Genomic DNA, 21,080 nt, shown 5'->3' with positions numbered 1-21,080 from the left:
AGGTTGCGCCGTTCTCAGGCACTGCCTTCTATGTGGTGATCGTAGGAGAAAATTCAACCCCGCCGCCAACTTCCTGCCGCGGGGCGGGGCCTTACATCACCCCTGCATCACCCCTTGAGCTCGGAGAGCAGTCCCATCAGGCGCTGGCGCTCCTCCTGCGAAAGCCGCTCTCCCCGCTGCTGCTTTGACAGCAGGGCGTCGACTTCCTCCTGGTGCGACGGCCTGAGACGGTGTCGACGGAAGTGCTCGACCAGTCCGTCCAGCTCGGCGGCCCGCGCCCCCGGCGGGATGAGCAGCTCGCGGCGCGCCAGCTCGGCCAGCCGCTCGCCCTCCGCGGTGCCGTGGAAGTGGGCCAGCAGCACCTGGGCGCTGCGGTAGCGTCCCGCCCGCAGCAGCCGCTCCACCTCGTGGCACAGCCGGGCCTCCGGGTCCTCCCCGGGATACCAGTCGCTCTCCTCGGGCAGGCGTTCCACCAGCCGCGGCTCGTGGACCAGCAGCTGCAGCACCCGCCCCATCAGGCTCAGCGCCCTCCCTGCCGGGCCGCCCCCGCGCTGCGGACGGGGCCGAGGCGCCTCGTCGCGCCCCGGATCCGCCGCGCGGGACGGCTCGGCCTCCGGCACTTCCCGGGGCGTGACCAGCGCCTCGAAGCGTGACTGGTCGACGCCGGTGCGCCGCGAGAGCTCCGTCAGCAGCAGCGACTTGAGCACCCCCTCTGGCAGCTTGCCGATTGCCGACAGCACCTGGCTGGCGAAGCGCTCGCGCGCCTCGATCGTCGCCAGGTCGCGCCCCTCGGCAGCGTGATCGAAGAGGAACTCCGACAGCGGGCTGGCACAGGTGATGCGATCCTTGAAGGCCTCCGGGCCCTCCCGACGCACCAGGGTATCCGGGTCCTCCCCCTCGGGCAGGAACATGAAGCGCGCCTGGCGACCGTCGATCATCTGCGGCAATACCGTCTCCAGCGCTCGGGCCGCGGCCTGGCGACCGGCCCGGTCGCCGTCGAAGCAGAACACCACCTCGCCGACCATCCGGAACAGCCGGCTCAGGTGCTCTTCGCTGGTCGAGGTGCCAAGCGTCGCCACGGCATTGCGGATCCCGAACTGGGCCAACGCCACCACGTCCATGTAGCCCTCGACGATCACCACCCGCTCGAGCCGCGAATTGGCCTGGCGCGCCTCATAGAGGCCGTAGAGCTCACGCCCCTTGTGGAACACTGGCGTCTCGGGCGAGTTGAGGTACTTGGGCTTGGCGTCGCCCAGCACGCGCCCGCCGAAGGCAATAGTCCGGCCGCGGATATCGCGGATCGGGAACATCACCCGGTCGCGGAAGCGGTCATAGGTCCGCCCGCTGTCCTCGCGATGCACCAGCAGGCCATACTCGATCTGCACCGCCTCACTGATGCCGCGCTCCGAGAGGTGGCGCTTGAGCGCCTCCCAGCCGGCCGGGGCATAGCCGATGGCGAAGGCCTGCTGCACCTCCGGCGACAGCCCACGCTCGGCCAGGTACCGGCGGGCGGCCTCCCCTTCCGGCATCTTCAGCCGCTCGCGATAGTAGCTGGCCGAGAGCTCCAGCAGGTTGACCCCTTCCTTTCGCTTGCGCTCCCGGGCCTGGGCGCGCGGGTCGTCGGCCCCTTCACGCGGCACCTCCATGCCCAGTCGCGCGGCGAGCTGTTCTACCGCCTCGGGAAAGCGCAGGTTTTCGTACTCCATCAGGAAACGCAGGGCATTGCCGTGGGCGCCGCAGCCGAAGCAGTGATAGAACTGCTTGTCGGCGCTGACGGTGAACGATGGCGACTTCTCCTGATGGAAGGGACAGAGGCCCGAATGGTTACGTCCGGCCTTCTTCAGCTTCACGCGCTCGCCAACCACCTCGACCACGTCGACACGGGCCAGGAGGTCATCGATGAAGCGCTGGGGAATCTGACCGGACATTCGGACATCCTGCGAGACCAGCGAGAGAGAGGAGTGGAGACGAAAACAAGCGGCCACCGTTAGGCGGCCGCTTGGCGTCCCTCTTGAGACGACAGGGGCTGGATGCCCCTACCGACTCCAGTACGGATCAATAGAGCCGTTCGAAACGCTTGCGCTCACGCTGAAGCTTCTTGGCATGGCGCTTGACGGCCGCGGCCGCCTTGCGCTTGCGCTCTGCGGTCGGCTTCTCGTACTGCTCGCGACGACGCACTTCCGAGAGAACACCGGCTTTTTCACAGGAACGCTTGAAGCGACGCAGCGCGACGTCAAACGGCTCGTTATCACGTACTTTGACAGAAGGCATTAAGCACTCACCTACCTTGGGTAACTTGAGTTCGGTTTGTACGCACACCTTGCGAGGACCACTCGCCATCACGCAACGGTCACCGGAATCGCCAGGCGAACCGGAACGATGCGTGAAAGCGGAAAGCCACTCCTGGGTGCACGACCCAGTCTTGCAGCGGTCAATATTCTAGTCGCCACATCGATGGTGTGCAAATCGTTTCCGCCCTGCGCACTGCGCCTGCGGGGCAAAAGGCGTAGAATGCCGCCTTTCCACGCACCACCGAGCCATCATCATGCGCGTACTGGGCATCGAGACCTCCTGCGACGAGACCGGCGTCGCCCTCTTCGACACCGGGCGCGGCCTCGTGGCCGACGCCCTCTACAGCCAGATCGCCATGCACGCCGAGTACGGCGGCGTGGTCCCGGAGCTCGCCTCTCGGGACCACACGCGCCGATTGCTGCCGCTGATCCAGCAGGTGCTCGACGAGGCCAGCCTGGCACGCAACGAGCTCGACGCCATCGCCTACACCGCCGGCCCCGGGCTGGTCGGCGCGCTGATGGTGGGGGCCAGCACCGCCCATGGCATGGCCCGGGCGCTGGAGATCCCGGTGCTCGGCGTCCACCACATGGAGGGCCACCTGCTGGCCCCCATGCTGGAGGACGCCCCCCCCGGCTTTCCCTTCGTCGCCCTGCTGGTCTCCGGCGGCCATACCCAGCTGGTCGAGGTGCACGGCCTGGGCCAGTATCGCCTGCTCGGCGAATCGGTGGACGATGCCGCGGGAGAGGCCTTCGACAAGGCGGCCAAGATGCTGGGGCTCGACTATCCCGGCGGCCCCCAGGTGGCGAAGCTGGCCGAGGCCGGCGACCCTGGCCGCTTCCGCTTCCCGCGGCCGATGACCGACCGCCCGGGGCTGGACTTCAGCTTCTCGGGACTCAAGACCCACACCCTGACCGCCATACGCCGGCTCGAGCAGGACGGCGAGCTCGACGACCAGGCACGGGCCGACGTGGCCCGCGCCTTCGAGGAGGCGGTGGTCGATACCCTGGTGATCAAATGCCGCCGCGCGCTGGATACGACCGGCCTAAAGCGCCTGGTGGTGGCCGGCGGCGTGAGTGCCAACGTACGGCTGCGCGAGCGGCTGGAGCGGGAGTGCGCCAAGCGCAACGCCCGGGCCTACTACCCCCGCGGGCGCTTCTGCACCGACAACGGCGCGATGATTGCCTACGTCGGCGCCCAGCGCCTGCTGGCCGGCGAACACGACGAAACCGGCATCATGAAGGCGGTACCACGCTGGCCGATGGATACCCTTCGGGAGCCGTAAGCTGGAAGCTGGAAGCTGGAAGCTGGAAGCTGGAAGCTGGAAGCTGGAAGCTGGAAGGCAGCATGATCCCGCTAAATTGGGGTCAAGGGTTTTCTTCCAGCTTCCAGGAGCGAAGCGACGCACTTCAAGCTTTCAGCTTAAAGAGGTGGCTCGTCCCCCCTGCCAAGACGCCGGATATTGAGCACGTGGCGCGCCAGCACCAGCAGGGTGAAGACGATCACCACGCCGGCGAACTCCGGCGCCAACCACAGGCTGGCCAGTGGCGCCATGGTGGCGCTGGCCAACGACGCCACCGCGGCGGTGCGCACCCGCCAGGCCAATAGCATCCACAGCGCGGCGCAGCAGAGCGCTACCCATGGCGTGAGCACCAGCATCACGCCGAAGGCGCTGGCTACGCCCTTGCCGCCCCGGAAGCGATGCCAGGCCGGGTAACTGTGGCCCAGCAGTACGCCGAACCCCACCAGTCCCAGCCCCCAGGGCGGCAGGCCCAGCCGCATGGCCAGCCACAGCACCGGCATGCCCTTGACTACGTCCACCACCAGGGTGGCCAGGGCGAACCGATAGCCGTGAAGGCGCAGCACGTTGGAGAATCCCGGATTGCAGGAGCCGGCCAGCCGCGGGTCCCCCACGCCGGCCAGGCGGCACACCATCAGTGCGCCGAGCCAGGTGCCGCTCAGGTAGCCGATCGCCATCAGCGGCAGGATGAGGTCGAGTGGCGCCTCCACGGGCGGCCTCCTGTGGGGTGAAACCGTGATTCTGCCAGTCATGGGTGACGCGGGACAGGCCCGCCCCGCTGGTGTCGCCCGCGGCCTGGCTGGCGTACAATCGGGCGCCTGCAGGCGGACCCGGCACATCGCCCGGTCCACGACTACCCATGGCCCGGGGAGCCCCGATGGATCTTGTGCTGATCGAAGCGCTCGAGGTGGACACCGTGATCGGCGTCTATGACTGGGAGCGCACCATCACGCAGACGCTGCGGCTCGACCTGACGCTGGGCACCGACATCCGCCCCGCGGCGGCCGGCGACGATATCGCCCTGACCCTCGACTACGCCGCCATCAGCGAGCGCATCGCCGCCTTCGCCGGCGAACATGACGTCGCCCTGGTCGAGACCTTCGCCGAGCGCCTGGCCGAGACCCTGCGCGACGAATTCGGCATTCCCTGGCTGCGCCTCACCGTGCGCAAGCCCGGTGCCGTACCCGCCGCCGCCGCGGTGGGCGTCTGCATCGAGCGCGGCCAACGGACAGGGAGCGCCTGATGGCCCGGATCACCGTCAGTCTCGGCAGCAACATCGAGCGCGACCGCCATGTGCGGACCTGCCTGGATGCCCTGGCCGCGACCTTCGGCTCGCTTGCCATCTCGCGGGTCTTCGAGAGCGAACCGGTGGGCTTCGAGGATGGTCGCAACTTCTACAACCTGGTGGTGGCCTTCGACAGCGACCGTCCGGTGGGCGAGCTGCAGGCCTGGTGCAAGCGGCTGGAATTCGCCAACGGCCGCCGCAAGGGAGTTCCCAAGTTCAGCCCCCGGACCCTGGATATCGACCTGCTCACCGTGGGTGACCTGACCGGCCGCCACGATGACGTCGAGCTGCCCCGCGACGAGATCCTCCACCACGCCTTCGTGCTGAAGCCACTGGCGGAGCTGCTGCCCGAGACCCGCCACCCGCTCACCGGCAGGCCCTACCGCGCCCACTGGGGCGACTTCGAGGCCGGTGGTCAACGCCTCTGGCCGGTGGCGTTCGTCTGGCAGGGCCGGTGCATTTCCTCGCCGGACTGAGCCTCAGGACCGTATATCAGGGCTCGCGAGCGCGCCGTCAATGGCCTCCCAGCGCCGCCGGGCGAGCTCCTCGCCCAGCTCACGCCCCTTATAGCCCTCCGCCACTAGCGCCTTCGGCAGGATCTGGCAGGCCAGCCTCCAGGCCAGGGCCAGGTCCTCGGCCAGTCCCGGGTCGTCCAGGCTCACCAGGCTGATCAGCGGCGCCACCCGGTCGCCACGGCGCCAGGCGTCGATGCCGTCGAGCCAGGCCATCACCCGCGCGCCGTCCAGGCCGTGCCGCGCCACCCGAGCCAGCAGGGCGCGGGTTCGGGCCGCCTGGCTGGCCAGCTCGCGATGGGCGCGGGGCAGGCGCAGCCGCTCGGCCAGGACGTCGCGGTCCTCGTCATCCAGATGCTCCACCAGCCGCGCCCAGCGCCAGCGGGCCTGTGACTCGGCCTCGATGTCCTCCGGCAAGCGGTGCAGGCGCCCCAGCGCCTCGTCGAGGGCCTTTGGATCGGCCGCCAGCTCCGGCACCAGCACCGCCAGGGCGCCGCAGTCGTCCAGCACCTGAAAGTAGACCTCCGGCCAGGGCTCGCCCAGCGCCTTCTCGGTCTCGGTCCAGACGCGCTCGGCCATCAGGTGGGCCAGCTCGCCGCTCTCCACCAGCTCGCGCATCAGCCGGCGGGTCTCCTCGGCGATGACGAACCCCAGGCCGGCGTAGCGGGCCAGGAAACGCGCCGTGCGCAGCACCCTGAGCGGGTCCTCGACGAAGGCCGACGAGACGTGGCGCAGCTGCCGCGCGTCCAGGTCGGCCAGGCCGCCGTGGGGGTCGACTAGGGTGCCCTCGGGGGTCTCGGCCATGGCATTGATGGTCAGGTCCCGGCGTGCCAGGTCCTCTTCCAGCGTCACCTCGGGACTGGCATGAACCACGAAACCGGTGTAGCCGTGGCCGGACTTGCGCTCGGTGCGCGCCAGGGCGAACTCCTCATGGCTCTCGGGATGCAGGAAGACCGGGAAGTCGCGCCCCACCGGCTTGAAGCCCCGTCGGCGCATTTCCTCCGGTGTAGCCCCTACCACCACCCAGTCGGTGTCCTTGACCGGCCAGCCGAGCCGGGCGTCGCGCACTGCTCCACCGACCCGGTAGACCTCGAGCCCCTGCAGGTGCGGATCCTCGTTCATGGCTCAGGGCTCCACGCGGGCGGGGTGGCGAAGCTGCCAGTCAATGAAGCCGCCATCGAGGCTGTAGACCTCGGCGAAGCCCTGACCGGCCAGCCAGTCCGCCGCCTGCTGGCTGGAGTGACCGTGGTAGCAGACCACCACCAAGGCCGACTCACGCGAGGCCTCCTCGATGAAGGCGCCCACCGTGTCGTTGTCTAGTCGGCGGCTGCCGGGGATATGGCCCTGGGCGAAACTCTGCGGGTCGCGGATGTCGACCAGCGCCAGCTCGCGTCGCTCGTCAAGCCAGCCGGCTAGGGTCGGGATATCGAGATGCTGGAAGGTCGTCATGGCAGCCTCGTGGTCGGGAAGGGGTGGGACTCAGCGCCGGCGACTCGGCACGCTGATGTGCCTGCCGCTCTCCAGATCCAGGGCGGTCAAGCGATTGCCCCAGACGCAGCCGGTGTCCAGCGCCTCGGCACGCACCCGGCTCGCCGGCGTCTCGCCCTGCAGCGCGGCCCAGTGGCCGAAAAGCAGCCAGGGGTCGTCGTCGCGGGGAAACTGGAACCAGGGGGCGAAGCCCGCCGGCGCGCTGTCGAGCCCCTCCTTGGCGGCGAAGTCGAGACACCCGGCGGCATCGATGAAGCGCATGCGAGTGAAGACATTGATGATCATCCGCAGGCGGTCGAGGCCGTCGAGATCGCCGCGCCAGCAGGCCGGGGCGTTGCCGTACATCGCCTCGAGGAAGGCCCCGGCTCTTTCGCCGGCGAGGCGCGACTCGGCCTCGCCGGCCAGCCCCGCGGCCTGCTCGACCGACCACTGCGGCAGCAGGCCGGCGTGGGTCATGACGGTATCGCCCCGCTCCTCCGAGCACCGGCGCACCAGCAGCGGGCGCGACTGCAACCAGTCGAGCAGGCGTTCGCGATCCGGAGCGCCGAGGACCGGCGCCAGGGTGTCCTTGCGGTTCTCCCGGGCACCGCCCCTGGCCACCGCCAGCAGGTGAAGGTCGTGATTGCCGAGCACGGTGGTGGCGGCCTCGCCCAGCGCCATCACCTCGCGCAGGCAGGCCAGCGACCCGGGGCCGCGATTGACCAGGTCGCCGGCGAGCCACAGGCGGTCGCGGTGCGGGTCGAAGTCGAGCTGTTCGAGCAAGGCGACGAACTCGTCGTGACAGCCCTGCAGATCGCCGATGGCATAGGTGGTCATCGCGGCTCCCTGGGTCAAGTAGATAGGGTCGATTCGATAGGGTCGGCTCGCTGGGATCAGTGCACCTGGTTGGGCCCGGCCAGCCGGAAGGGGGCGACGGACACCTCGAAGGGACGCTGGCTGGCGGTATCGACGCAGGTATAGGCGCCCTCCATCACCCCCACCGGGCCGTCGAGGATCGCCCGGCTGGTGTAGCGGAAGGTCTGGCCGGGGCCGATCATCGGCTGCTGGCCCACCACTCCCTTGCCGCGCACCTCCTGTACCTTGCCGCTGCCCTGGGTGATCCTCCAGTAGCGGGCGAGCAACTGCACGCTGTGCCGGGAGGTGTTGTGCACCGTGACGGTATAGCTGAAGACGAAGCGCTGCTCGTCGGGCGAGGACTCCTCGGTGCGGAAGTCCGGCGCCACATCGACACGGATGGCATGGTCGAGCCCTTCCGGGGTGGTCAGGGTCATGAGGCCTCTCCTTGCCCGGCCGCGGCCAGGTGGTTGGCGATACGCACGAACTCCTCGACGCTGAGCGTCTGAGGGCGTCGCCCCGGATCGATGTCCAGTGACTCGAGGGTCGCCGCGTCGATACGGCCCTTGAGGTTGTTGCGCAGGGTCTTGCGCCGCTGGCCGAAGGCCTCGCGCACCAGGGTGAAGAGTAGCCCCTCGTCTTGCGCAGGGTGCGGCAGGGCCGGGTGGGGGGTAAAGCGGACGATGGCCGATTCCACCTTGGGCCGCGGCACGAAGGCCTCGGGCGGCACCGTGAACAGCGCGTCGACCCGGCAGTGGTACTGGGCCATCACCGAGAGCCGCCCCCAGTCGGGGCCGCCCGGGACGGCGGCCAGGCGCTCGACCACCTCCTTCTGCAACATGAAGTGCATGTCGGCCACGGCATCGCCAGCCGCGAGGAGGTGGACGATCAGCGGCGTGGAGATATTGTAGGGCAGGTTGCCCACCACCCGCAGCGCCGCTCCGTCGCCTCTCAGGGCCCGGAAGTCCACCTTCAGGGCATCGCCCTCGTGGATGACGAAGCCGGGCTTGTCGAAGAACTGCACGCGCAAGCCGGGAATCAGGTCCCGGTCAAGCTCGATCACCTCGAGATGGCCACCAGCGGCGTCGAGCAGCGGTTCGGTCAGGGCGCCCTGACCGGGGCCGATCTCCACCAGCCGGTCGCCGGGACGAGGCCCGATGGCACGGACAATGCGCGAAATGACGCCGGGGTCGCGCAGGAAGTTCTGGCCGAAGCGCTTGCGGGCCCGGTGAACCGGGGAGCGGGATGCCATTCAGGGGTGTCCTTCTGTCACTAGGGTCTTGAGCTATTTCCGTGCACGGAGCTTTTCCGGCGACAGGCTTACGAGCAGGCGCTGTGAATACATCCCTGTACGCTACCGACGCCATCCATGGCGTAGGACCTGCTCTTCAGCCTGTCCCCGGCGCTCCTCCAGATCGGCTATACCCCGCGGCCGGCCATCTCGGCGGCCAGGGCCACGGCGACCCGCAGGCTGCCGAGGTCGGCGTGGCCCGTGCCGGCCAGGTCGAGGGCCGTGCCATGGTCTACCGAGGTGCGCACCAATGGCAGCCCCAGGGTGATGTTGGCGGCGCGGCCGAAGCCGGCATACTTCAGCACCGGCAGGCCCTGATCATGGTACATGGCCAGCACCGCATCGACGCCCTCGAGGTGGCGCGGGGTGAACAGGGTATCGGCGGGCAGGGGGCCGTCGAGGGCCAGCCCCTCGGCGCGCAGGCCCTCCAGGGCCGGAATGATCACGTCCAGCTCCTCGCGGCCCAGGTGGCCGCCCTCCCCCGCATGGGGGTTGAGCCCGCAGACGGCGATACGCGGCGCCGTGATGCCGAACCAGCGCTGCAGATCGGCATGAAGGATGCGCAGCAGGCGTTCGAGCCGGGGCGCGGTGATGGCGTCGGCCACCTCGCGCAGCGGCAGGTGCGTGGTGGCCAGTGCCACCCTCAGGACCGCCTCGCCCCGCCAGTCCGCCTCGCGGGCATGCAGGGCGCTGTCGGTGGCGAGCATCATCACCACCTCCTCTACCCCGCAGGCATCGCGCAGGTACTCGGTGTGGCCGGTGAAGCCGGCATGGCCGGCATCGAGGATCACGCCCTTGTGCAGCGGGGCCGTGACCATGCCGTCGGCCCGGCCAGCGCGGCAGGCGCCGATCGCCACGTCCAGGGTCTCGAGGACATGGCCGGCATTGGCGGTGTCGAGCACGCCGGGACGCGAGGGGACCCGCAGCGCCACGGGCCACACCGGTAGCACCCCGCGGCGTGGCGCCGGCGGGGGCTCGCCGGGGGTGAGCACCTGGATCACCACCTGGCAGCCGAGCAGGGCGGCGCGCTCGGCCAGCAGGTCCGGGTCGCTCACCGCCACCACTCGGGCGGCGGGCGCCTCGTCGGCGGCCAGCATCACCGCAAGTTCCGGCCCGATGCCCGCTGGCTCGCCGCAGGTGAGGGCCAGCACCGGCGCGCCGCCCGAGACCCTCATCAGGGCTGCGCGAGGCGGTTGTCGACGAAGGCGCGGCTGCGGATCTCCTGGATCCACTCCTCCATCTCGGCATTGACCTTGCGCTGGAACAGGGCCTGGCGGGCCTGCTCGCGGCTCGCGCTCTGCTGCTCCACGAAGCGGTCCACCTCTCGCTCGGAGATGTTGACGCGGCTGGCGACCCGGCGCTGCTGCAGCTGGCGCATCATCAGTTCGCGACGAACCTGGTCGCGAACCACACCGAGTGAGAGGCCATCGGCCTCGAGGGCGTCGGCGAACTGGTCCAGCGTCATGCCATTGTTCTCGGCGATGGCCCGCACCTGGCCGTTGAGCTCGGTGTCGTCGACGCTCAGGTTGGCGTCACGGGCCATCTGCAGCTGGATCTCCTCGACGATCATGCGGTCCAAGACCTGCCGGCGCAGGACCTCGTCGGGCGGCACCCCCTGCTCCTGGCGGGCGATCTGGCTGCGCGTCTGGGCGACACGCTCCTCGAGCTCGCTGTGCATGATGGCGCCATCGTTGACCACCGCCACGATGCGATCCAGCGCCTGGCGACCCAGCGGCGGGGTGTCCATGGGGTCGGCATCCTGTGCCTGCCCCGCCAGGGGCAGGGCGGCCAGGCACAGGGCCAGCGCCAGGGTGGCGATACGTCGACTGCGCATGTCTCTCTTTCCTCTCGTCATTGTCGAATGTCAGGGGGCGAATGTCAGCGCCGGCCGAGGGCGGTGGCCCGATACCCCGGGATCGCCGTCTCAAAGTAGCTGTCGGCCTCGCCGCCGACGCCGCCCAGCCCCTTGAACACGAAGCGCAGGAAGACCCCCCGGTCGGTGAGGTCGTCCTCGGTGGTGTTCGCGGTGTCACTGTCGTCGATCCACTCGCGCCAGACCAACTGCAGACCATAGCAGCAGTCGTTCCACTGGACACCCGCCAGCTGCTCCAGGGCACGCTCGTTGGTGTTGTCGTAGAGCAGCCGCCCGATCAGGTCCAGGCGGCGGCTGGCCTTCCAGGCGAACGAGACGTCGTATTCCTCGCGGTTGTAGTTGACCACGTCCTCGTCCTCCTGGGACGGGTCGAAGCCTTCGAGTTGCCAGCGATAGCCGAAGTTCACCACGTGGCCGGCATCGGCGCGATACTGCAGCGCCAGCGAGGTGCTCTCGGTCTGATCGAGGTGGTCGTCGTAGAGCCACTGCCAGCGCGAGCGCCACTGGTCGGTGATCTGCCAGTCCGCCCGGGTGACCAGCGGCGAGCGCTCGCGCGTCGCCCGATAGTAGCTCTGGAAGTTCGACTCCGGCGGCAGCGTATCCGGGTCACCCGCCATGTCGATGGCGCGATCCTCCAGGTAGTAGGCCTGCCCGACCCCCACCGAGAGCCTCTCGCGCCCGCTGGCATCGGCCAGCAGCCGCGACTCGAGGCCCAGTGAGACGCGATTGAGGTCGCCCACCCGGTCGCTCCCGGAGAAGCGGTAGGGCGACCAGAGCTGGTTCCAGGAGAAGGCCTGTTCGGCGGTGTCGAACTCCGGGAACTCGGTCTGGTCGCGGGCCGGCACATAGGCATAGTTGACGCGCGGCTCCAGGGTCTGGCGGTAGCCGCGGCCGCCGAGGTCCAGCTCCCGCTCGAACACCAGGCCAGCGTCGAGGGTGGCGACCGGCACGCTACGGGTGAGGCCTTCGTCGCGTGCGGTCTCGCGCTCGCCGTAGTCGAGCTGGTAGGCGGTGGCGAGCCACTCGAGGCGCGGCTCGAGATGGCCCCAGCTCTCGTCGAGGCGCCAGCCGATGGCCGGCGAGAGGTGCAGCCGGGTCCCGTTGGCCGCCTCGCGAATGGGGACCTTCGTCTCGTCCACGTCACGCCAGAAGTGGGTGGCATTGGAGCGCCACTGCTGGTAGAAGCCGCCGCCCTGGGACCAGCGGGCGTTGGCGGTCAGGCTAGGCAGCCGGTAGAAGGGCTTGTCGCGCTCGAGCAGCGTGTCGTCGAGCTTCTGGTAGCCCTGGGCCCTGGCCTGCAGCTGCCAGACATCGCCACGGTGGTCGAGCTGGGCGAGCCGCGGCATGCTGCCGATATCGCCCTCGCCGAAGCCGCGCCCGAAGTCGTCGAAGTAGCGTCCGTCGCTGGCCGCGCCGTAGCGCAGCCGGTAGCGGGTGCGGGCATCGAAGCGGCCCGCATGGCGATAGTCGAGGTACCAGCGGTCATCGCCATTCTCCAGCGCGGAGGCGTCGGAGGATTCGTCTCCCGCCGCGCGGTCATCGGCGATATAGGCGCCCTCGATCTGCCCCGCATCCTGCTCGAACAGGTAGCGGTACTCGCCGCCCAGCAGCAGGCCGCGGTCACTGATCCAGCGCGGCGTGAGTGTGGCGTCATGGTGGGGGGCGATGTTCCAGTAATAGGGCTGAGCATAGTCCAGCGAATCGGTGGAGAGCCCAATCGTCGGCCACAGGAAACCGCTCTGGCGGCGCTCGTCGAGGGGGAAGCGCAGCCAGGGCCAGTAGAAGACCGGCACCTTGCCCATCTCCAGCCGGGCATGGGTCGCGGTGCCGACGCCACGCTCACGGTCGAGCAGGATGTCATTGCCCACCAGGCGCCAGAGCTCGCTGCCCGGCTCGCAGGTGGTGAAGCTCGCCTCGGTGAGGCGATAGCGGCCATCTTCGAGGCGCGCCAGGCGCACCGCATCGCCGCGCAGGCGCTGCTCATGGGCCACGTAGTGGGCACTGTCGATGCTGGCGGCATCGCTGTTCAGCGACAGTTCCGCGGCCTTGCCGCGCACCAGCAGGCCGCTGTCGCGCAGTGCCAGGGGCCCCTCGGCATAGGCGGTCTCGCGACTGCCGGGCACGCGCACCCGTGGCGCCTCGAGCTGGGCACTGCCGCGACGCAGCAGCACCTCGCCACCGAGGATCGTCTCGCCCCCCTCCCCGTAGTCGGCGCGGTCGGACTCGCTGGCGACCTTCTCGCCGGCCGGCGGCGGCAGCCGGTAATCCGGCATCACGTAGCGGCCGCGACACAGCGCGCCAGCGGGGCGCGCGTCGCCCCAAGGCTGCCAGTCCAGCTGGTCGGCCGGCAACGGCTCGGGTGGCGCCGCCACCAGGGGCCCGCTCGCCAGGCCGGTACAGGCCAGGCCTGCCAGGGCCGTCCATGTCCACGAGAGTCGCTTGCCCATGCTCCACGATGTCCTTGGCGGGTTGAATCGGTATTATACAGGCCGCACCCGGCCTGTCCTGCCGGCATGGGCCCTGCCATCGCCGACGCTGTCGGGAACTCAGCATGCGGGGCCCCCGGGGGGCCGTCAACCGCCCCCGCCTTCTCACACAAGGAGCCAGACGACGATGCCAGAGGCCACCGACCCCACGAGACCGGAACGCCTGCGCCAGTGGGCTGCCCGCCGCCATGAGCTCCCGGCGTCCGCCATCGTGGTGCGACTCGCGGCCGGAGACGCCAGCTTCCGGCGCTATTTCCGCCTGCAGCTGCCCGACGGCACCACCCGCATGCTGATGGATGCCCCACCCGACCGGGAGGACAGCCGCCCCTTCGTGGCCATCGCCGAGCAGTGGCGCTCGGCCGGCCTGCCGGTGCCGGCCCTGCATGGCGTGGACCTGGCACAGGGCTTCATCGAGCTCGACGACCTGGGCGACACCCCGCTGCAGGACTGCTTCCAGGACGACGACGCCCCCGCCACCCTGGCCTGGCACGAGCGCGCCCTCGAGCTGATCCACGCACTGCAGAATCGCGCCCCCGTCGCGGGGCTGCCCACCTATGACGCCGCCCTGCTCGGCCGCGAGCTCGACCTCTTCCCCGACTGGTGCCTCGGGGAGTGGCTGGGCATGACCGCCCCACCGGGCTGGGTGGCCCTGCGCGAGGCCCTGATCGCCGAGGCCCTGGCCCAGCCGGTGGTCGCGGTGCATCGCGACTTCGATGCCATGAACCTGATGGTGCAGGACGAGGCCCTGCAGCTGATCGACTTCCAGGACGCCGTGGCCGGCCCGCTCAGCTACGACCTGATCTCGCTGCTGCGCGGCCGCTACTGCCGTTTTCCCCCGGCCCGCTTCGCCGCCTGGGTGGAGGCCTTCCGGGTGCGTGCCGTCGCCGACGGGCGGCTTCCCGGCGATGTCGATGCCGCCACCTTCCATCGCCAGGCACAGGCCATGGCCGCCCAGCGCGCGCTCAAGGTGCTGGGCATCTTCTGCCGGCTGACCCTGCGCGACGCCCGCGAAGGCTACCTCGAGCGGCTGCCGCACTTCCTTGGCCACCTGGAGGACAGCCTCGCCGACCTGCCCGGCCATGCGAGCCTGACGACCTGGCTCGTCGACACCTTCCGCCCGGCGCTGGCGGCGCGCCTGGAGGCCGGCGCATGAGGGCGATGATCCTGGCCGCGGGACTCGGCACCCGCATGCGCCCGCTCACCGACCACTGCCCCAAGCCGCTGCTCGAGGTGGGCGGCAAGCCGCTGATCGTCCACCACCTGGAGCGCCTGCGGGCAGGCGGCATCACCGAGGTGGTCATCAATGTCAGCTACCGCGCAGAGCAGATCGTCGCGGCGCTGGGTGACGGCGGTGCCTTCGGGGTGCACATCGCCTGGAGCCGGGAAACGAGACCACTGGAGACCGGTGGCGGCATCCGCCAGGCGCTGCCGCTGCTCGGCGAGGCGCCCTTCCTGCTGGTCAACGGCGACGTCTGGTGCGACCTCGACCCGGCCAGCCTGCCCGCCCTGAACGACGACCTGGCCCGGCTGGTGCTGGTGGACAACCCCGACCACCACCCACAGGGCGACTTCCGCCTGGACGCCGATGGCCGGGTGCACCCCGAAGGCGAGCCACGGCTCACCTTCGCCGGCATCAGCCTGCTCGACCCGGCGCTGGTGGCCCACGAGCCCCCCGGCGCCTTCGCCCTGGCGCCGCTGCTGAGGCGCGCCATGGACGAGGGGCGCGTCGGCGGCCACCACCACCGTGGCGCCTGGGTCGATGTGGGCACGCCCGAGCGTCTGGCCGACCTGGACCGGCACCTGCGGGGATGAACTGTAGGCTGTTCGCAGGTGGCAGGATCGCTCGAGGCTATTCCGGCGACAGGTCCCGGAGCGCCGGACCGCCGAGGGGGCGCTGTGAATACGTCCGTGTACGCTACCTCGGCCATCCCTGGTCCTCGGACCCCCTCTACGTCCTGTCCCCGGCGCCTCTCGCTATGGACAGCCACGATACCCCTGTATGCTGGCGCCCTTTGGCCGACAATTGAAAAGGAGCCCTTATCATGAAAGCCAGCGTGAAATGGACCGATGGTCGTCAATTCGTTGCCGAGAGCGGCAGCGGCCACAGCGTGGTGATCGACGGCCCGCCCGACCACGGCGGCCGCAACACCGGCCCGCGGCCCATGGAGATGTTGCTGATGGGCATGGGCGCCTGCACCTCCTTCGATGTCCTCAATATCCTCGACAAGGCCCGCGCCAACGTCACCGACTGCGTCGCCAGCCTCGAAGCCGAGCGCACCGACGAGGTCCCCAGCGTCTTCACGAAGATCCACGTGCACTTCACCGTCAGTGGCAAGGGACTGAAGGAGAAGCAGGTGGCGCGAGCCGTGGAGCTCTCGGCCGAGAAGTACTGCAGCGCCTCCATCATGCTGGTCAAGGGCGGCGTCGAGATCAGCCACTCCTTCACCATCGTCGAGGAGTAGGCACTTTACTGGGGTATCCTGCACCAGCGGCTATTCTGGCGACAGGTCTCCGAGGGGGCGCTGTGAACCCCTCCCTGGGCGCTACCGACGCCATCCATGGCGTAGGACCCCCTCTACGACCTGTCCCCAGCGCCGCTTCCTTCAGGAGCAAATGACCAAGCTGGTTCAGATGCGATAGACGCTCTTGGTCATCACCTTGGACATCAGCTTCATGCCCAGCTTGACCGGGGCGGGGAAGCGGGCGCCACCGGCTTCCAGCGCCAGCTGGGCGTGGTGGGCCTCGTCGATGGCCATCTGGCGCAACACCGCGCGCGAGCGCCGGTCACCCGGCGGCAGCTTGACCAGGTGCTCCTCCAGGTGGTGGCCAACCTGTTCCTCGGTGGCGGCCACGAAGCCCAGGCTGATCCGGTCGCCCACCGCGCCGGCCGTGGCGCCGAGACCGAAGGAGGTCGCGTAGAACAGCGGGTTGAGCAGGCTGGGTCGGTCATGCAGTTCCTGCAGCCGGGCGTCGCACCAGGCCAGGTGGTCGATCTCCTCCTGGGCGGCCTGCTCCATCTGGCCGCGCACCTCCGGCAGCTTGGCGGTGAACCCCTGGCCCTGGTAGAGGGCCTGGGCACACACCTCGCCGGTGTGGTTGATGCGCATCAGCCCGGCGGCGTGCCGCCGCTCCTCGTCGCTCAGCGGCTCGTCGCGGAGCTCCGCGGTCGCAGGCGATGGGCGCGAAGGCGCGGCCGCGTGGGGCACCAGGGTCCTCAACACGGTATCGAACTGGTGGATCAGGTTGTCGGTGCGGGAAAGGGATGGGGTCATGGCGGGTCTCTCGAGAATGCACCTGATGCGTCGTACGCCTGTCGCGCGCGGCGCGAGCCGCAGAGCGCCAGCTAGCCAGCCGGCCAAGTGAAGCGACGACCGCCCATCAGGTGCATGTGGATATGATAGACGGTCTGGCCACCCTGGTCATTGCAGTTCATCACCACCCGGTAGCCCGCCTCGGCGAAGCCCTTCTCCGCCGCCAGCCTGGCGGCGGTGTACTGCAGCCGGCCGACCAGCGCCAGGTCGCCCTCCTCGATGTCGTTGAGGGTGGCGATATGCAGCTTGGGCACGATCAGCAGGTGGCTGGGGGCCTGGGGATTGATGTCGTTGAAGGCCAGCACCGCATCGTCCTCGTAGACGATGTCGGCGGGAATCTCGCGATCGATGATCTTGCAGAACAGGCAATCCATGGGGGTCGTTCCTCTCGGTCGGGTCTCGGGTCAGCGGAAGCGCCGCTGGGCGAGCAGGTGACGGACCAGCGGCCCCAGGATCAGCTCCATGGCCAGCGACAGCCGCGACCCCGGCACCACCAGGGTGTGCGGCCGGCTCATGAAGGCATCCTGGATCATCGCCAGTAGGTAGGGGAAGTCCACCGTGGCCGGGTCGCGGAAGCGGATCACCACGAAGGACTCGGCGTCGGTGGGGATGTCCTGCACCTCGAAGGGGTTGGAGGTATCCACCGTGGGCACCCGCTGGAAGTTGATATGGGTGCGCGAGAACTGTGGCTGGATGTAGCGCACGTAGTCGTCCATGCGCCCCAGAATGGTATCGATCACCGCCTCCTGGGCGTAACCGCGGTGACGCATGTCGCGATCGATCTTCTGGATCCACTCGAGGTTCATGGTCGGCGCCACCCCCACCAGCAGGTCCACGTGACGGGCGATGTCGAGCTCGGCGGTGACCAGTCCCCCGTGCAGCCCCTCGTAGAACAGCAGGTCCGTGCCGCAGGGCAGCGGCTGCCATTCGGTGAAGGTGCCCACTTGGTAGCCAGCCTCGATCATCTGCTTGTCTTCGGCATGGATATAGTGGCGGTAGGTGCCATTGCCGTGTTCGCCATACTCCTGAAACAGCGCCTCGAGTCGGTCGAGCAGGTTGGCCTCCACAGCAAAATGGGAGAGCTCGTCCTTGCGCTCGGGCTCATCGAGGATGAGCTGCGCCAGCTCCTGACGGGTGTAGCGGTGGAAGGCATCGCCGTCGACGAAGGCGGCATGCACGGCCTCCCGGGCGAACATCCGCTCGAAGGTGCGCTTCACCGTGGTGGTGCCGGCACCGGAGGAGCCGGTCAGGGCGATGATCGGATACTCCCGGGACATCAGTTCGCTCCTGCCAGGGCTTCCCGCACGTCGGCCGGGATGGCCACCGGTCGGCCGCTTTGCGGATCGACCAGCATCAGGTTGATGCGCGCTGTGGCCACCGTCACGCCGTCGGCCTCGCGCAGGATGCGATGGTAGACACCGATCGCCTTGCGTCCCGGCGCGGGGATGGCCGTCTCCACCACCAGGGCATCGGGCCAGCGCGTCTCGGCCTGGTACTGCACGGCGAGATCCGCCGCCACGCAGGGATAGCCGCCCAGGTCCCACTCGCGAAGGTCCCGCGACGCGAGGGCCGCCACACGGGCCTCGTGCAGCAGCGACACCAGCGCATCGTGGCCCAGGTGACGACCGTAGTTCATATCGGTGATGCGCACCGTCAGCGGGTGACGGTGCACCACGTCCTCCGCGGGAAAGCTCAGTCTGACACGCTCCATCCTCGCTCCTGATCTCGTTGTTGCGGGACCGCACGCCGTCAGGCGTCACCGCGCTCCCGGGCGATGGCTCGGTAGGCGATGTCGCGACGGTAGAGCACGTCGGGCCAGGCGATCTCGGCCACGCCCCGGTAGGCCAGGTCGCGGGCCGCCCCGACGCCGTCGCCCAGGGCGGTGACGCAGAGCACCCGCCCCCCGGCGGTGATCACTTGACCCTGCGCATCCTCGGCGGTGCCGGCATGAAAGACCTTGCAACCAGTGGCCTCGGCGGCCTCCAGCCCCTCGATGGCATCCCCCTTGCGGTAGCGGCCCGGGTAGCCCCCGGCAGCCAGCACCACGCCCACCGCGGCCAGCGGGTCCCAGTCACAGGCAAGGCCGGCCAGCTCGCCGCGGGCCCCGGCCAGGCACAGCTCGGCGAGGTCTGACGCCAAGCGCAGCAGGATCGGCTGGGTCTCGGGGTCGCCGAAGCGGCAGTTGTACTCGATGACCTTGGGATTGCCGTCGGCGTCGATCATCAGGCCGGCGTAGAGAAAGCCGGTGTAGGGGTGCCCTTCCTCGGCCATGCCGCGCACCGTGGGCCGGATGACCCGCGCCATGATGCGCTCGAAGACCTCGTCGGTGACCACCGGCGCCGGGGAGTAGGCGCCCATGCCGCCGGTGTTGGGGCCGCTGTCGCCGTCGCCGACCCGCTTGTGATCCTGGCTGGTGGCCATGGGCAGGATCGTCTCACCGTCGACCATGACGATGAAGCTCGCCTCCTCGCCCTCGAGGAATTCCTCGATCACCACCCGGGCCCCGGCATCGCCGAAGGCATTGGCCTCGAGCATGTCGCGGATCGCCGTCTCGGCCTCATCGAGGGTCATGGCCACGATGACACCCTTGCCGGCGGCCAGGCCGTCGGCCTTGATGACGATGGGCGCGCCCTTTTCGGCCAGGTACTCGAGGGCCGGCGCGACCGTGGTGAAGGTGCGGTAGTCGGCGGTGGGGATGGCATGGCGGGCCAGGAAATCCTTGGAGAAGGCCTTGGACCCCTCAAGCCGGGCCGCACCGGCCGTCGGCCCGAAGATCGCCCGGCCGGCCTCGCGGAAGCGGTCGACCACGCCCTCGACAAGCGGCGCCTCGGGCCCGACGATGGTCAGCGCCACGTCCTGCGCCTGGGCGAAGGCCACCAGGCCCGCCAGGTCGGAGACGCCGATGGCGACATTCTCGAGGCCCGGCTCGCGGGCCGTGCCGGCATTGCCGGGGGCCACGTAGACGGTCGCCACCCGCGGGGACTGGGCGACCTTCCAGGCCAGGGCGTGTTCGCGGCCACCGCCGCCGATGATCAGGACCTTCATCCGCTGTGCTACCTCACAACCTGCAAGAAACATCGCAGCATTATGTCAGAAACTCGCCCAGGACGCCGCTCAGGGCTTGCCGCTGCCCTTGTCTTCCTCGTCCGGGGGGCCGGCCTGGTTGATGGTCTTCTGCCAGAACTTCATGTTCTCTTCCGCCAGCTCGCGCATCAGCTCGATGGGCGAGTGCCGCATGGCGTTCTGCCACTGGTCCTGCATGCGCTGCTGCTGCTCGAGCATCAGCTTGGTGCCCTGCTCCAGGTAACGGGACAGGGGCAAGGGCTGGGCCATGTCATAGACGCGGATGAACTGGGCGAGCAGGTCGTTGGAGAACACCTGCGCATCGCCGTCGGCCTGCTCCTGCTCGATGATGATCGACAGCAGGATGGTGCGGGTCAGGTCCTCGCCGCTCTTGGCGTCCTCCACGCGGAAGGGCACCTCGTCGAGGATCAGGCCGCGCAGGTCCTCGAGGGTCACATAGCGGCTCTGTTCGGTATCATAGAGCCTGCGGTTGGCATACTTGCGAATCACGCGCACGGCGCTGCTCCTTGTTATACGAAGGGGCGGCTGCCCCTGTACGGCTATTGTGCACCGCGACACCCACCATGCAAGGCATAGCCACCATTCAGTCTCCAACGCGGCAAGGCCCCATGAACCTGATCCTGCTCTCTCCCGACGACATCGAGAACGACCGCCTGGCCCGGGTCCGCGACCCGCGGCGCCTGGCCCACCTGCGCGAGGTGCACGGGGCGAGCCCCGGCGACGTCCTGACGCTAGGCATCGAGGGGGGACGCCTGGGGCGTGGGGAACTGCTGGCCCTGGACGACGACGAGGCACTTTTCGACGTCGCCGCCCTGGACCAGGCACCGCCGCCGGCGCTGCCGGTACATCTGGTGCTCGCCCTGCCCCGCCCGCGGATGCTGGCCCGCACCCTGGAGCACGTCACCACGCTGGGCGTGAAGCGGATCACCCTGCTAAACACGCGCCGCGTGGAGAAGAGCTACTGGCAGTCGCCGGAACTCGGCAAGGAGAAGATCCACCGCCATCTGGTGCTCGGCCTTGAGCAGGCCCGCGACACCCGGCTGCCGGAGGTGGCCCTGGCCAAGGGCTTTCGCCCCTTCGTCGAGGAGCGGCTGGCGGGCCTGCTGGCGGACCGCCGGGGCCTGGTGGCCCACCCCGGCATGCCGGGCGACTGCCCCCGCGGCCTCGACGAGCCCGTGCTGCTGCTGGTGGGGCCGGAAGGGGGCTTCATCCCCTGGGAAGTGGACCAGCTGCTCGCGGCGGGCTGCGAGGGCATCCACCTGGGCCCGCGCATCCTGCGGGTGGAGACCGCGGTGACCGCCCTGCTCGCCCGGCTCTTCTGACCCGC

Annotated in this window: 24 protein-coding genes; 7 read left to right on the top strand and 17 right to left on the bottom strand. The window is 69.4% G+C overall.

All coding sequences use genetic code 11. The features are described 5' to 3' along the window. Positions 1 to 107: 107 nt before the first annotated feature. Both dnaG and rpsU read right to left on the bottom strand, forming a co-directional pair. Complete coding sequence (gene dnaG, locus OP498_RS08255) at positions 108 to 1,928, bottom strand: DNA primase (protein ID WP_280553207.1); 1,821 nt, start codon at positions 1,926 to 1,928, stop codon at positions 108 to 110. A gap of 127 nt (positions 1,929 to 2,055) precedes the next feature. After that, complete coding sequence (rpsU, locus tag OP498_RS08250) at positions 2,056 to 2,271, bottom strand: 30S ribosomal protein S21 (RefSeq protein ID WP_013333229.1); 216 nt, start codon at positions 2,269 to 2,271, stop codon at positions 2,056 to 2,058. A gap of 274 nt (positions 2,272 to 2,545) precedes the next feature. Here rpsU and tsaD point away from each other — a divergent pair, with 274 nt between their 5' ends. Further along, positions 2,546 to 3,574: a tRNA (adenosine(37)-N6)-threonylcarbamoyltransferase complex transferase subunit TsaD gene (tsaD, locus tag OP498_RS08245; protein ID WP_280553206.1), complete on the top strand. Its 1,029-nt coding sequence runs from the start codon at positions 2,546 to 2,548 to the stop codon at positions 3,572 to 3,574. 137 nt (positions 3,575 to 3,711) lie between these two features. Here tsaD and plsY read toward each other — a convergent pair whose 3' ends face one another. Beyond that, positions 3,712 to 4,275 (bottom strand): glycerol-3-phosphate 1-O-acyltransferase PlsY, encoded by a 564-nt coding sequence (gene plsY, locus OP498_RS08240; RefSeq protein WP_280553212.1) that lies wholly within the window; start codon positions 4,273 to 4,275, stop codon positions 3,712 to 3,714. A gap of 191 nt (positions 4,276 to 4,466) precedes the next feature. On the opposite strand from plsY, the gene folB reads away from it, so the two are divergent. Together folB and folK are read left to right on the top strand one after the other, a co-directional pair. Further along, on the top strand, positions 4,467 to 4,832 hold the full coding sequence (gene folB / locus OP498_RS08235) for a dihydroneopterin aldolase (protein WP_280553205.1): 366 nt from the start codon (positions 4,467 to 4,469) through the stop codon (positions 4,830 to 4,832). Further along, complete coding sequence (gene folK / locus OP498_RS08230; RefSeq protein ID WP_280553204.1) at positions 4,832 to 5,350, top strand: 2-amino-4-hydroxy-6-hydroxymethyldihydropteridine diphosphokinase; 519 nt, start codon at positions 4,832 to 4,834, stop codon at positions 5,348 to 5,350. The genes folB and folK overlap by 1 nt, the downstream gene beginning before the upstream one ends. 3 nt (positions 5,351 to 5,353) lie before the next feature. On the opposite strand, the gene OP498_RS08225 is transcribed toward folK, so the two are convergent. From OP498_RS08225 to OP498_RS08190, 8 genes are all read right to left on the bottom strand, one after another. Then, positions 5,354 to 6,508, bottom strand: coding sequence for a polynucleotide adenylyltransferase (locus tag OP498_RS08225; protein WP_280553203.1), 1,155 nt, complete (start codon positions 6,506 to 6,508; stop codon positions 5,354 to 5,356). A gap of 3 nt (positions 6,509 to 6,511) precedes the next feature. Further along, entirely contained in the window at positions 6,512 to 6,835 is a 324-nt protein-coding gene (gene glpE / locus OP498_RS08220) for a thiosulfate sulfurtransferase GlpE (RefSeq protein ID WP_280546047.1), read from the bottom strand. Positions 6,836 to 6,865: 30 nt separating this feature from the next. Further along, positions 6,866 to 7,690 (bottom strand): symmetrical bis(5'-nucleosyl)-tetraphosphatase, encoded by an 825-nt coding sequence (locus OP498_RS08215; RefSeq protein ID WP_280553202.1) that lies wholly within the window; start codon positions 7,688 to 7,690, stop codon positions 6,866 to 6,868. 56 nt (positions 7,691 to 7,746) lie between these two features. Further along, on the bottom strand, positions 7,747 to 8,145 hold the full coding sequence (apaG, locus tag OP498_RS08210) for a Co2+/Mg2+ efflux protein ApaG (protein WP_280546049.1): 399 nt from the start codon (positions 8,143 to 8,145) through the stop codon (positions 7,747 to 7,749). Next, positions 8,142 to 8,960: a 16S rRNA (adenine(1518)-N(6)/adenine(1519)-N(6))-dimethyltransferase RsmA gene (gene rsmA, locus OP498_RS08205; protein ID WP_280553200.1), complete on the bottom strand. Its 819-nt coding sequence runs from the start codon at positions 8,958 to 8,960 to the stop codon at positions 8,142 to 8,144. The genes apaG and rsmA overlap by 4 nt, the downstream gene beginning before the upstream one ends. A 167-nt stretch (positions 8,961 to 9,127) precedes the next feature. Continuing rightward, positions 9,128 to 10,174, bottom strand: a complete 1,047-nt coding sequence (pdxA, locus tag OP498_RS08200; protein WP_280553198.1) for a 4-hydroxythreonine-4-phosphate dehydrogenase PdxA — start codon at positions 10,172 to 10,174, stop codon at positions 9,128 to 9,130. Next, a complete protein-coding gene (locus OP498_RS08195) occupies positions 10,174 to 10,833 on the bottom strand; it encodes a SurA N-terminal domain-containing protein (RefSeq protein WP_280553197.1) in 660 nt (219 codons plus the stop codon). The genes pdxA and OP498_RS08195 overlap by 1 nt, the downstream gene beginning before the upstream one ends. A 44-nt stretch (positions 10,834 to 10,877) precedes the next feature. Beyond that, positions 10,878 to 13,319 (bottom strand): LPS-assembly protein LptD, encoded by a 2,442-nt coding sequence (locus tag OP498_RS08190; protein ID WP_280553196.1) that lies wholly within the window; start codon positions 13,317 to 13,319, stop codon positions 10,878 to 10,880. A 166-nt stretch (positions 13,320 to 13,485) separates the two neighbouring features. On the opposite strand from OP498_RS08190, the gene OP498_RS08185 reads away from it, so the two are divergent. From OP498_RS08185 to OP498_RS08175, 3 genes are all read left to right on the top strand, one after another. Continuing rightward, positions 13,486 to 14,511, top strand: a complete 1,026-nt coding sequence (locus OP498_RS08185) for a phosphotransferase (RefSeq protein WP_280553194.1) — start codon at positions 13,486 to 13,488, stop codon at positions 14,509 to 14,511. Next, on the top strand, positions 14,508 to 15,170 hold the full coding sequence (gene murU / locus OP498_RS08180; RefSeq protein ID WP_280553193.1) for an N-acetylmuramate alpha-1-phosphate uridylyltransferase MurU: 663 nt from the start codon (positions 14,508 to 14,510) through the stop codon (positions 15,168 to 15,170). The genes OP498_RS08185 and murU overlap by 4 nt, the downstream gene beginning before the upstream one ends. Before the next feature lie 230 nt (positions 15,171 to 15,400). After that, the gene (locus tag OP498_RS08175) at positions 15,401 to 15,820 is read left to right on the top strand and encodes an OsmC family protein (RefSeq protein ID WP_280553191.1); all 420 of its coding nucleotides are present in this window, start codon (positions 15,401 to 15,403) and stop codon (positions 15,818 to 15,820) included. A 165-nt stretch (positions 15,821 to 15,985) separates the two neighbouring features. Here OP498_RS08175 and coq7 read toward each other — a convergent pair whose 3' ends face one another. The 6 genes from coq7 to phaR all read right to left on the bottom strand — a co-directional run bounded on the left by coq7 (position 15,986) and on the right by phaR (position 20,248). After that, positions 15,986 to 16,630, bottom strand: coding sequence for a 2-polyprenyl-3-methyl-6-methoxy-1,4-benzoquinone monooxygenase (gene coq7 / locus OP498_RS08170; RefSeq protein ID WP_280553189.1), 645 nt, complete (start codon positions 16,628 to 16,630; stop codon positions 15,986 to 15,988). A 71-nt stretch (positions 16,631 to 16,701) separates the two neighbouring features. After that, positions 16,702 to 17,043 (bottom strand): histidine triad nucleotide-binding protein, encoded by a 342-nt coding sequence (locus OP498_RS08165; RefSeq protein WP_280546059.1) that lies wholly within the window; start codon positions 17,041 to 17,043, stop codon positions 16,702 to 16,704. A 30-nt stretch (positions 17,044 to 17,073) separates the two neighbouring features. Beyond that, positions 17,074 to 17,946 carry a phosphoribulokinase gene (locus OP498_RS08160; protein WP_280546060.1) on the bottom strand — a complete coding sequence of 291 codons (873 nt, stop codon included), beginning with the start codon at positions 17,944 to 17,946 and terminating at the stop codon, positions 17,074 to 17,076. Beyond that, positions 17,946 to 18,380, bottom strand: coding sequence for a thioesterase family protein (locus OP498_RS08155; RefSeq protein WP_280546061.1), 435 nt, complete (start codon positions 18,378 to 18,380; stop codon positions 17,946 to 17,948). The genes OP498_RS08160 and OP498_RS08155 overlap by 1 nt, the downstream gene beginning before the upstream one ends. 38 nt (positions 18,381 to 18,418) lie before the next feature. Beyond that, entirely contained in the window at positions 18,419 to 19,714 is a 1,296-nt protein-coding gene (gene purD / locus OP498_RS08150; RefSeq protein WP_280553188.1) for a phosphoribosylamine--glycine ligase, read from the bottom strand. A 69-nt stretch (positions 19,715 to 19,783) separates the two neighbouring features. Beyond that, complete coding sequence (phaR, locus tag OP498_RS08145) at positions 19,784 to 20,248, bottom strand: polyhydroxyalkanoate synthesis repressor PhaR (protein ID WP_280546063.1); 465 nt, start codon at positions 20,246 to 20,248, stop codon at positions 19,784 to 19,786. A 113-nt stretch (positions 20,249 to 20,361) separates the two neighbouring features. Between phaR and OP498_RS08140 the strand changes: the two genes are divergently transcribed. After that, positions 20,362 to 21,075, top strand: coding sequence for a 16S rRNA (uracil(1498)-N(3))-methyltransferase (locus OP498_RS08140; RefSeq protein ID WP_280553187.1), 714 nt, complete (start codon positions 20,362 to 20,364; stop codon positions 21,073 to 21,075). Positions 21,076 to 21,080: the final 5 nt, after the last annotated feature.

The sequence above is a fragment of the Halomonas sp. 25-S5 genome (assembly GCF_029889845.1).
Lineage (GTDB): Bacteria > Pseudomonadota > Gammaproteobacteria > Pseudomonadales > Halomonadaceae > Halomonas.
The sequence above is the reverse complement of the archived record's forward strand: the minus strand, read 5'-3'. Positions and strand labels throughout refer to the sequence as shown.

What these genes read in the sequence shown, in the direction of transcription:
- folB (WP_280553205.1), top strand. Translation starts at nt 4,467, where the DNA reads ATGGATCTTGTGCTGATCGAAGCGCTCGAGGTGGACACCGTGATCGGC.
- rsmA (WP_280553200.1), bottom strand. Translation starts at nt 8,960, where the DNA reads ATGGCATCCCGCTCCCCGGTTCACCGGGCCCGCAAGCGCTTCGGCCAG.
- apaG (WP_280546049.1), bottom strand. Translation starts at nt 8,145, where the DNA reads ATGACCCTGACCACCCCGGAAGGGCTCGACCATGCCATCCGTGTCGAT.
- tsaD (WP_280553206.1), top strand. Translation starts at nt 2,546, where the DNA reads ATGCGCGTACTGGGCATCGAGACCTCCTGCGACGAGACCGGCGTCGCC.
- purD (WP_280553188.1), bottom strand. Translation starts at nt 19,714, where the DNA reads ATGAAGGTCCTGATCATCGGCGGCGGTGGCCGCGAACACGCCCTGGCC.
- OP498_RS08225 (WP_280553203.1), bottom strand. Translation starts at nt 6,508, where the DNA reads ATGAACGAGGATCCGCACCTGCAGGGGCTCGAGGTCTACCGGGTCGGT.
- OP498_RS08215 (WP_280553202.1), bottom strand. Translation starts at nt 7,690, where the DNA reads ATGACCACCTATGCCATCGGCGATCTGCAGGGCTGTCACGACGAGTTC.
- dnaG (WP_280553207.1), bottom strand. Translation starts at nt 1,928, where the DNA reads ATGTCCGGTCAGATTCCCCAGCGCTTCATCGATGACCTCCTGGCCCGT.
- murU (WP_280553193.1), top strand. Translation starts at nt 14,508, where the DNA reads ATGAGGGCGATGATCCTGGCCGCGGGACTCGGCACCCGCATGCGCCCG.
- folK (WP_280553204.1), top strand. Translation starts at nt 4,832, where the DNA reads ATGGCCCGGATCACCGTCAGTCTCGGCAGCAACATCGAGCGCGACCGC.
- OP498_RS08165 (WP_280546059.1), bottom strand. Translation starts at nt 17,043, where the DNA reads ATGGATTGCCTGTTCTGCAAGATCATCGATCGCGAGATTCCCGCCGAC.
- OP498_RS08175 (WP_280553191.1), top strand. Translation starts at nt 15,401, where the DNA reads ATGAAAGCCAGCGTGAAATGGACCGATGGTCGTCAATTCGTTGCCGAG.
- OP498_RS08160 (WP_280546060.1), bottom strand. Translation starts at nt 17,946, where the DNA reads ATGTCCCGGGAGTATCCGATCATCGCCCTGACCGGCTCCTCCGGTGCC.
- pdxA (WP_280553198.1), bottom strand. Translation starts at nt 10,174, where the DNA reads ATGAGGGTCTCGGGCGGCGCGCCGGTGCTGGCCCTCACCTGCGGCGAG.
- coq7 (WP_280553189.1), bottom strand. Translation starts at nt 16,630, where the DNA reads ATGACCCCATCCCTTTCCCGCACCGACAACCTGATCCACCAGTTCGAT.
- glpE (WP_280546047.1), bottom strand. Translation starts at nt 6,835, where the DNA reads ATGACGACCTTCCAGCATCTCGATATCCCGACCCTAGCCGGCTGGCTT.
- OP498_RS08140 (WP_280553187.1), top strand. Translation starts at nt 20,362, where the DNA reads ATGAACCTGATCCTGCTCTCTCCCGACGACATCGAGAACGACCGCCTG.
- OP498_RS08195 (WP_280553197.1), bottom strand. Translation starts at nt 10,833, where the DNA reads ATGCGCAGTCGACGTATCGCCACCCTGGCGCTGGCCCTGTGCCTGGCC.
- OP498_RS08155 (WP_280546061.1), bottom strand. Translation starts at nt 18,380, where the DNA reads ATGGAGCGTGTCAGACTGAGCTTTCCCGCGGAGGACGTGGTGCACCGT.
- OP498_RS08190 (WP_280553196.1), bottom strand. Translation starts at nt 13,319, where the DNA reads ATGGGCAAGCGACTCTCGTGGACATGGACGGCCCTGGCAGGCCTGGCC.
- OP498_RS08185 (WP_280553194.1), top strand. Translation starts at nt 13,486, where the DNA reads ATGCCAGAGGCCACCGACCCCACGAGACCGGAACGCCTGCGCCAGTGG.
- rpsU (WP_013333229.1), bottom strand. Translation starts at nt 2,271, where the DNA reads ATGCCTTCTGTCAAAGTACGTGATAACGAGCCGTTTGACGTCGCGCTG.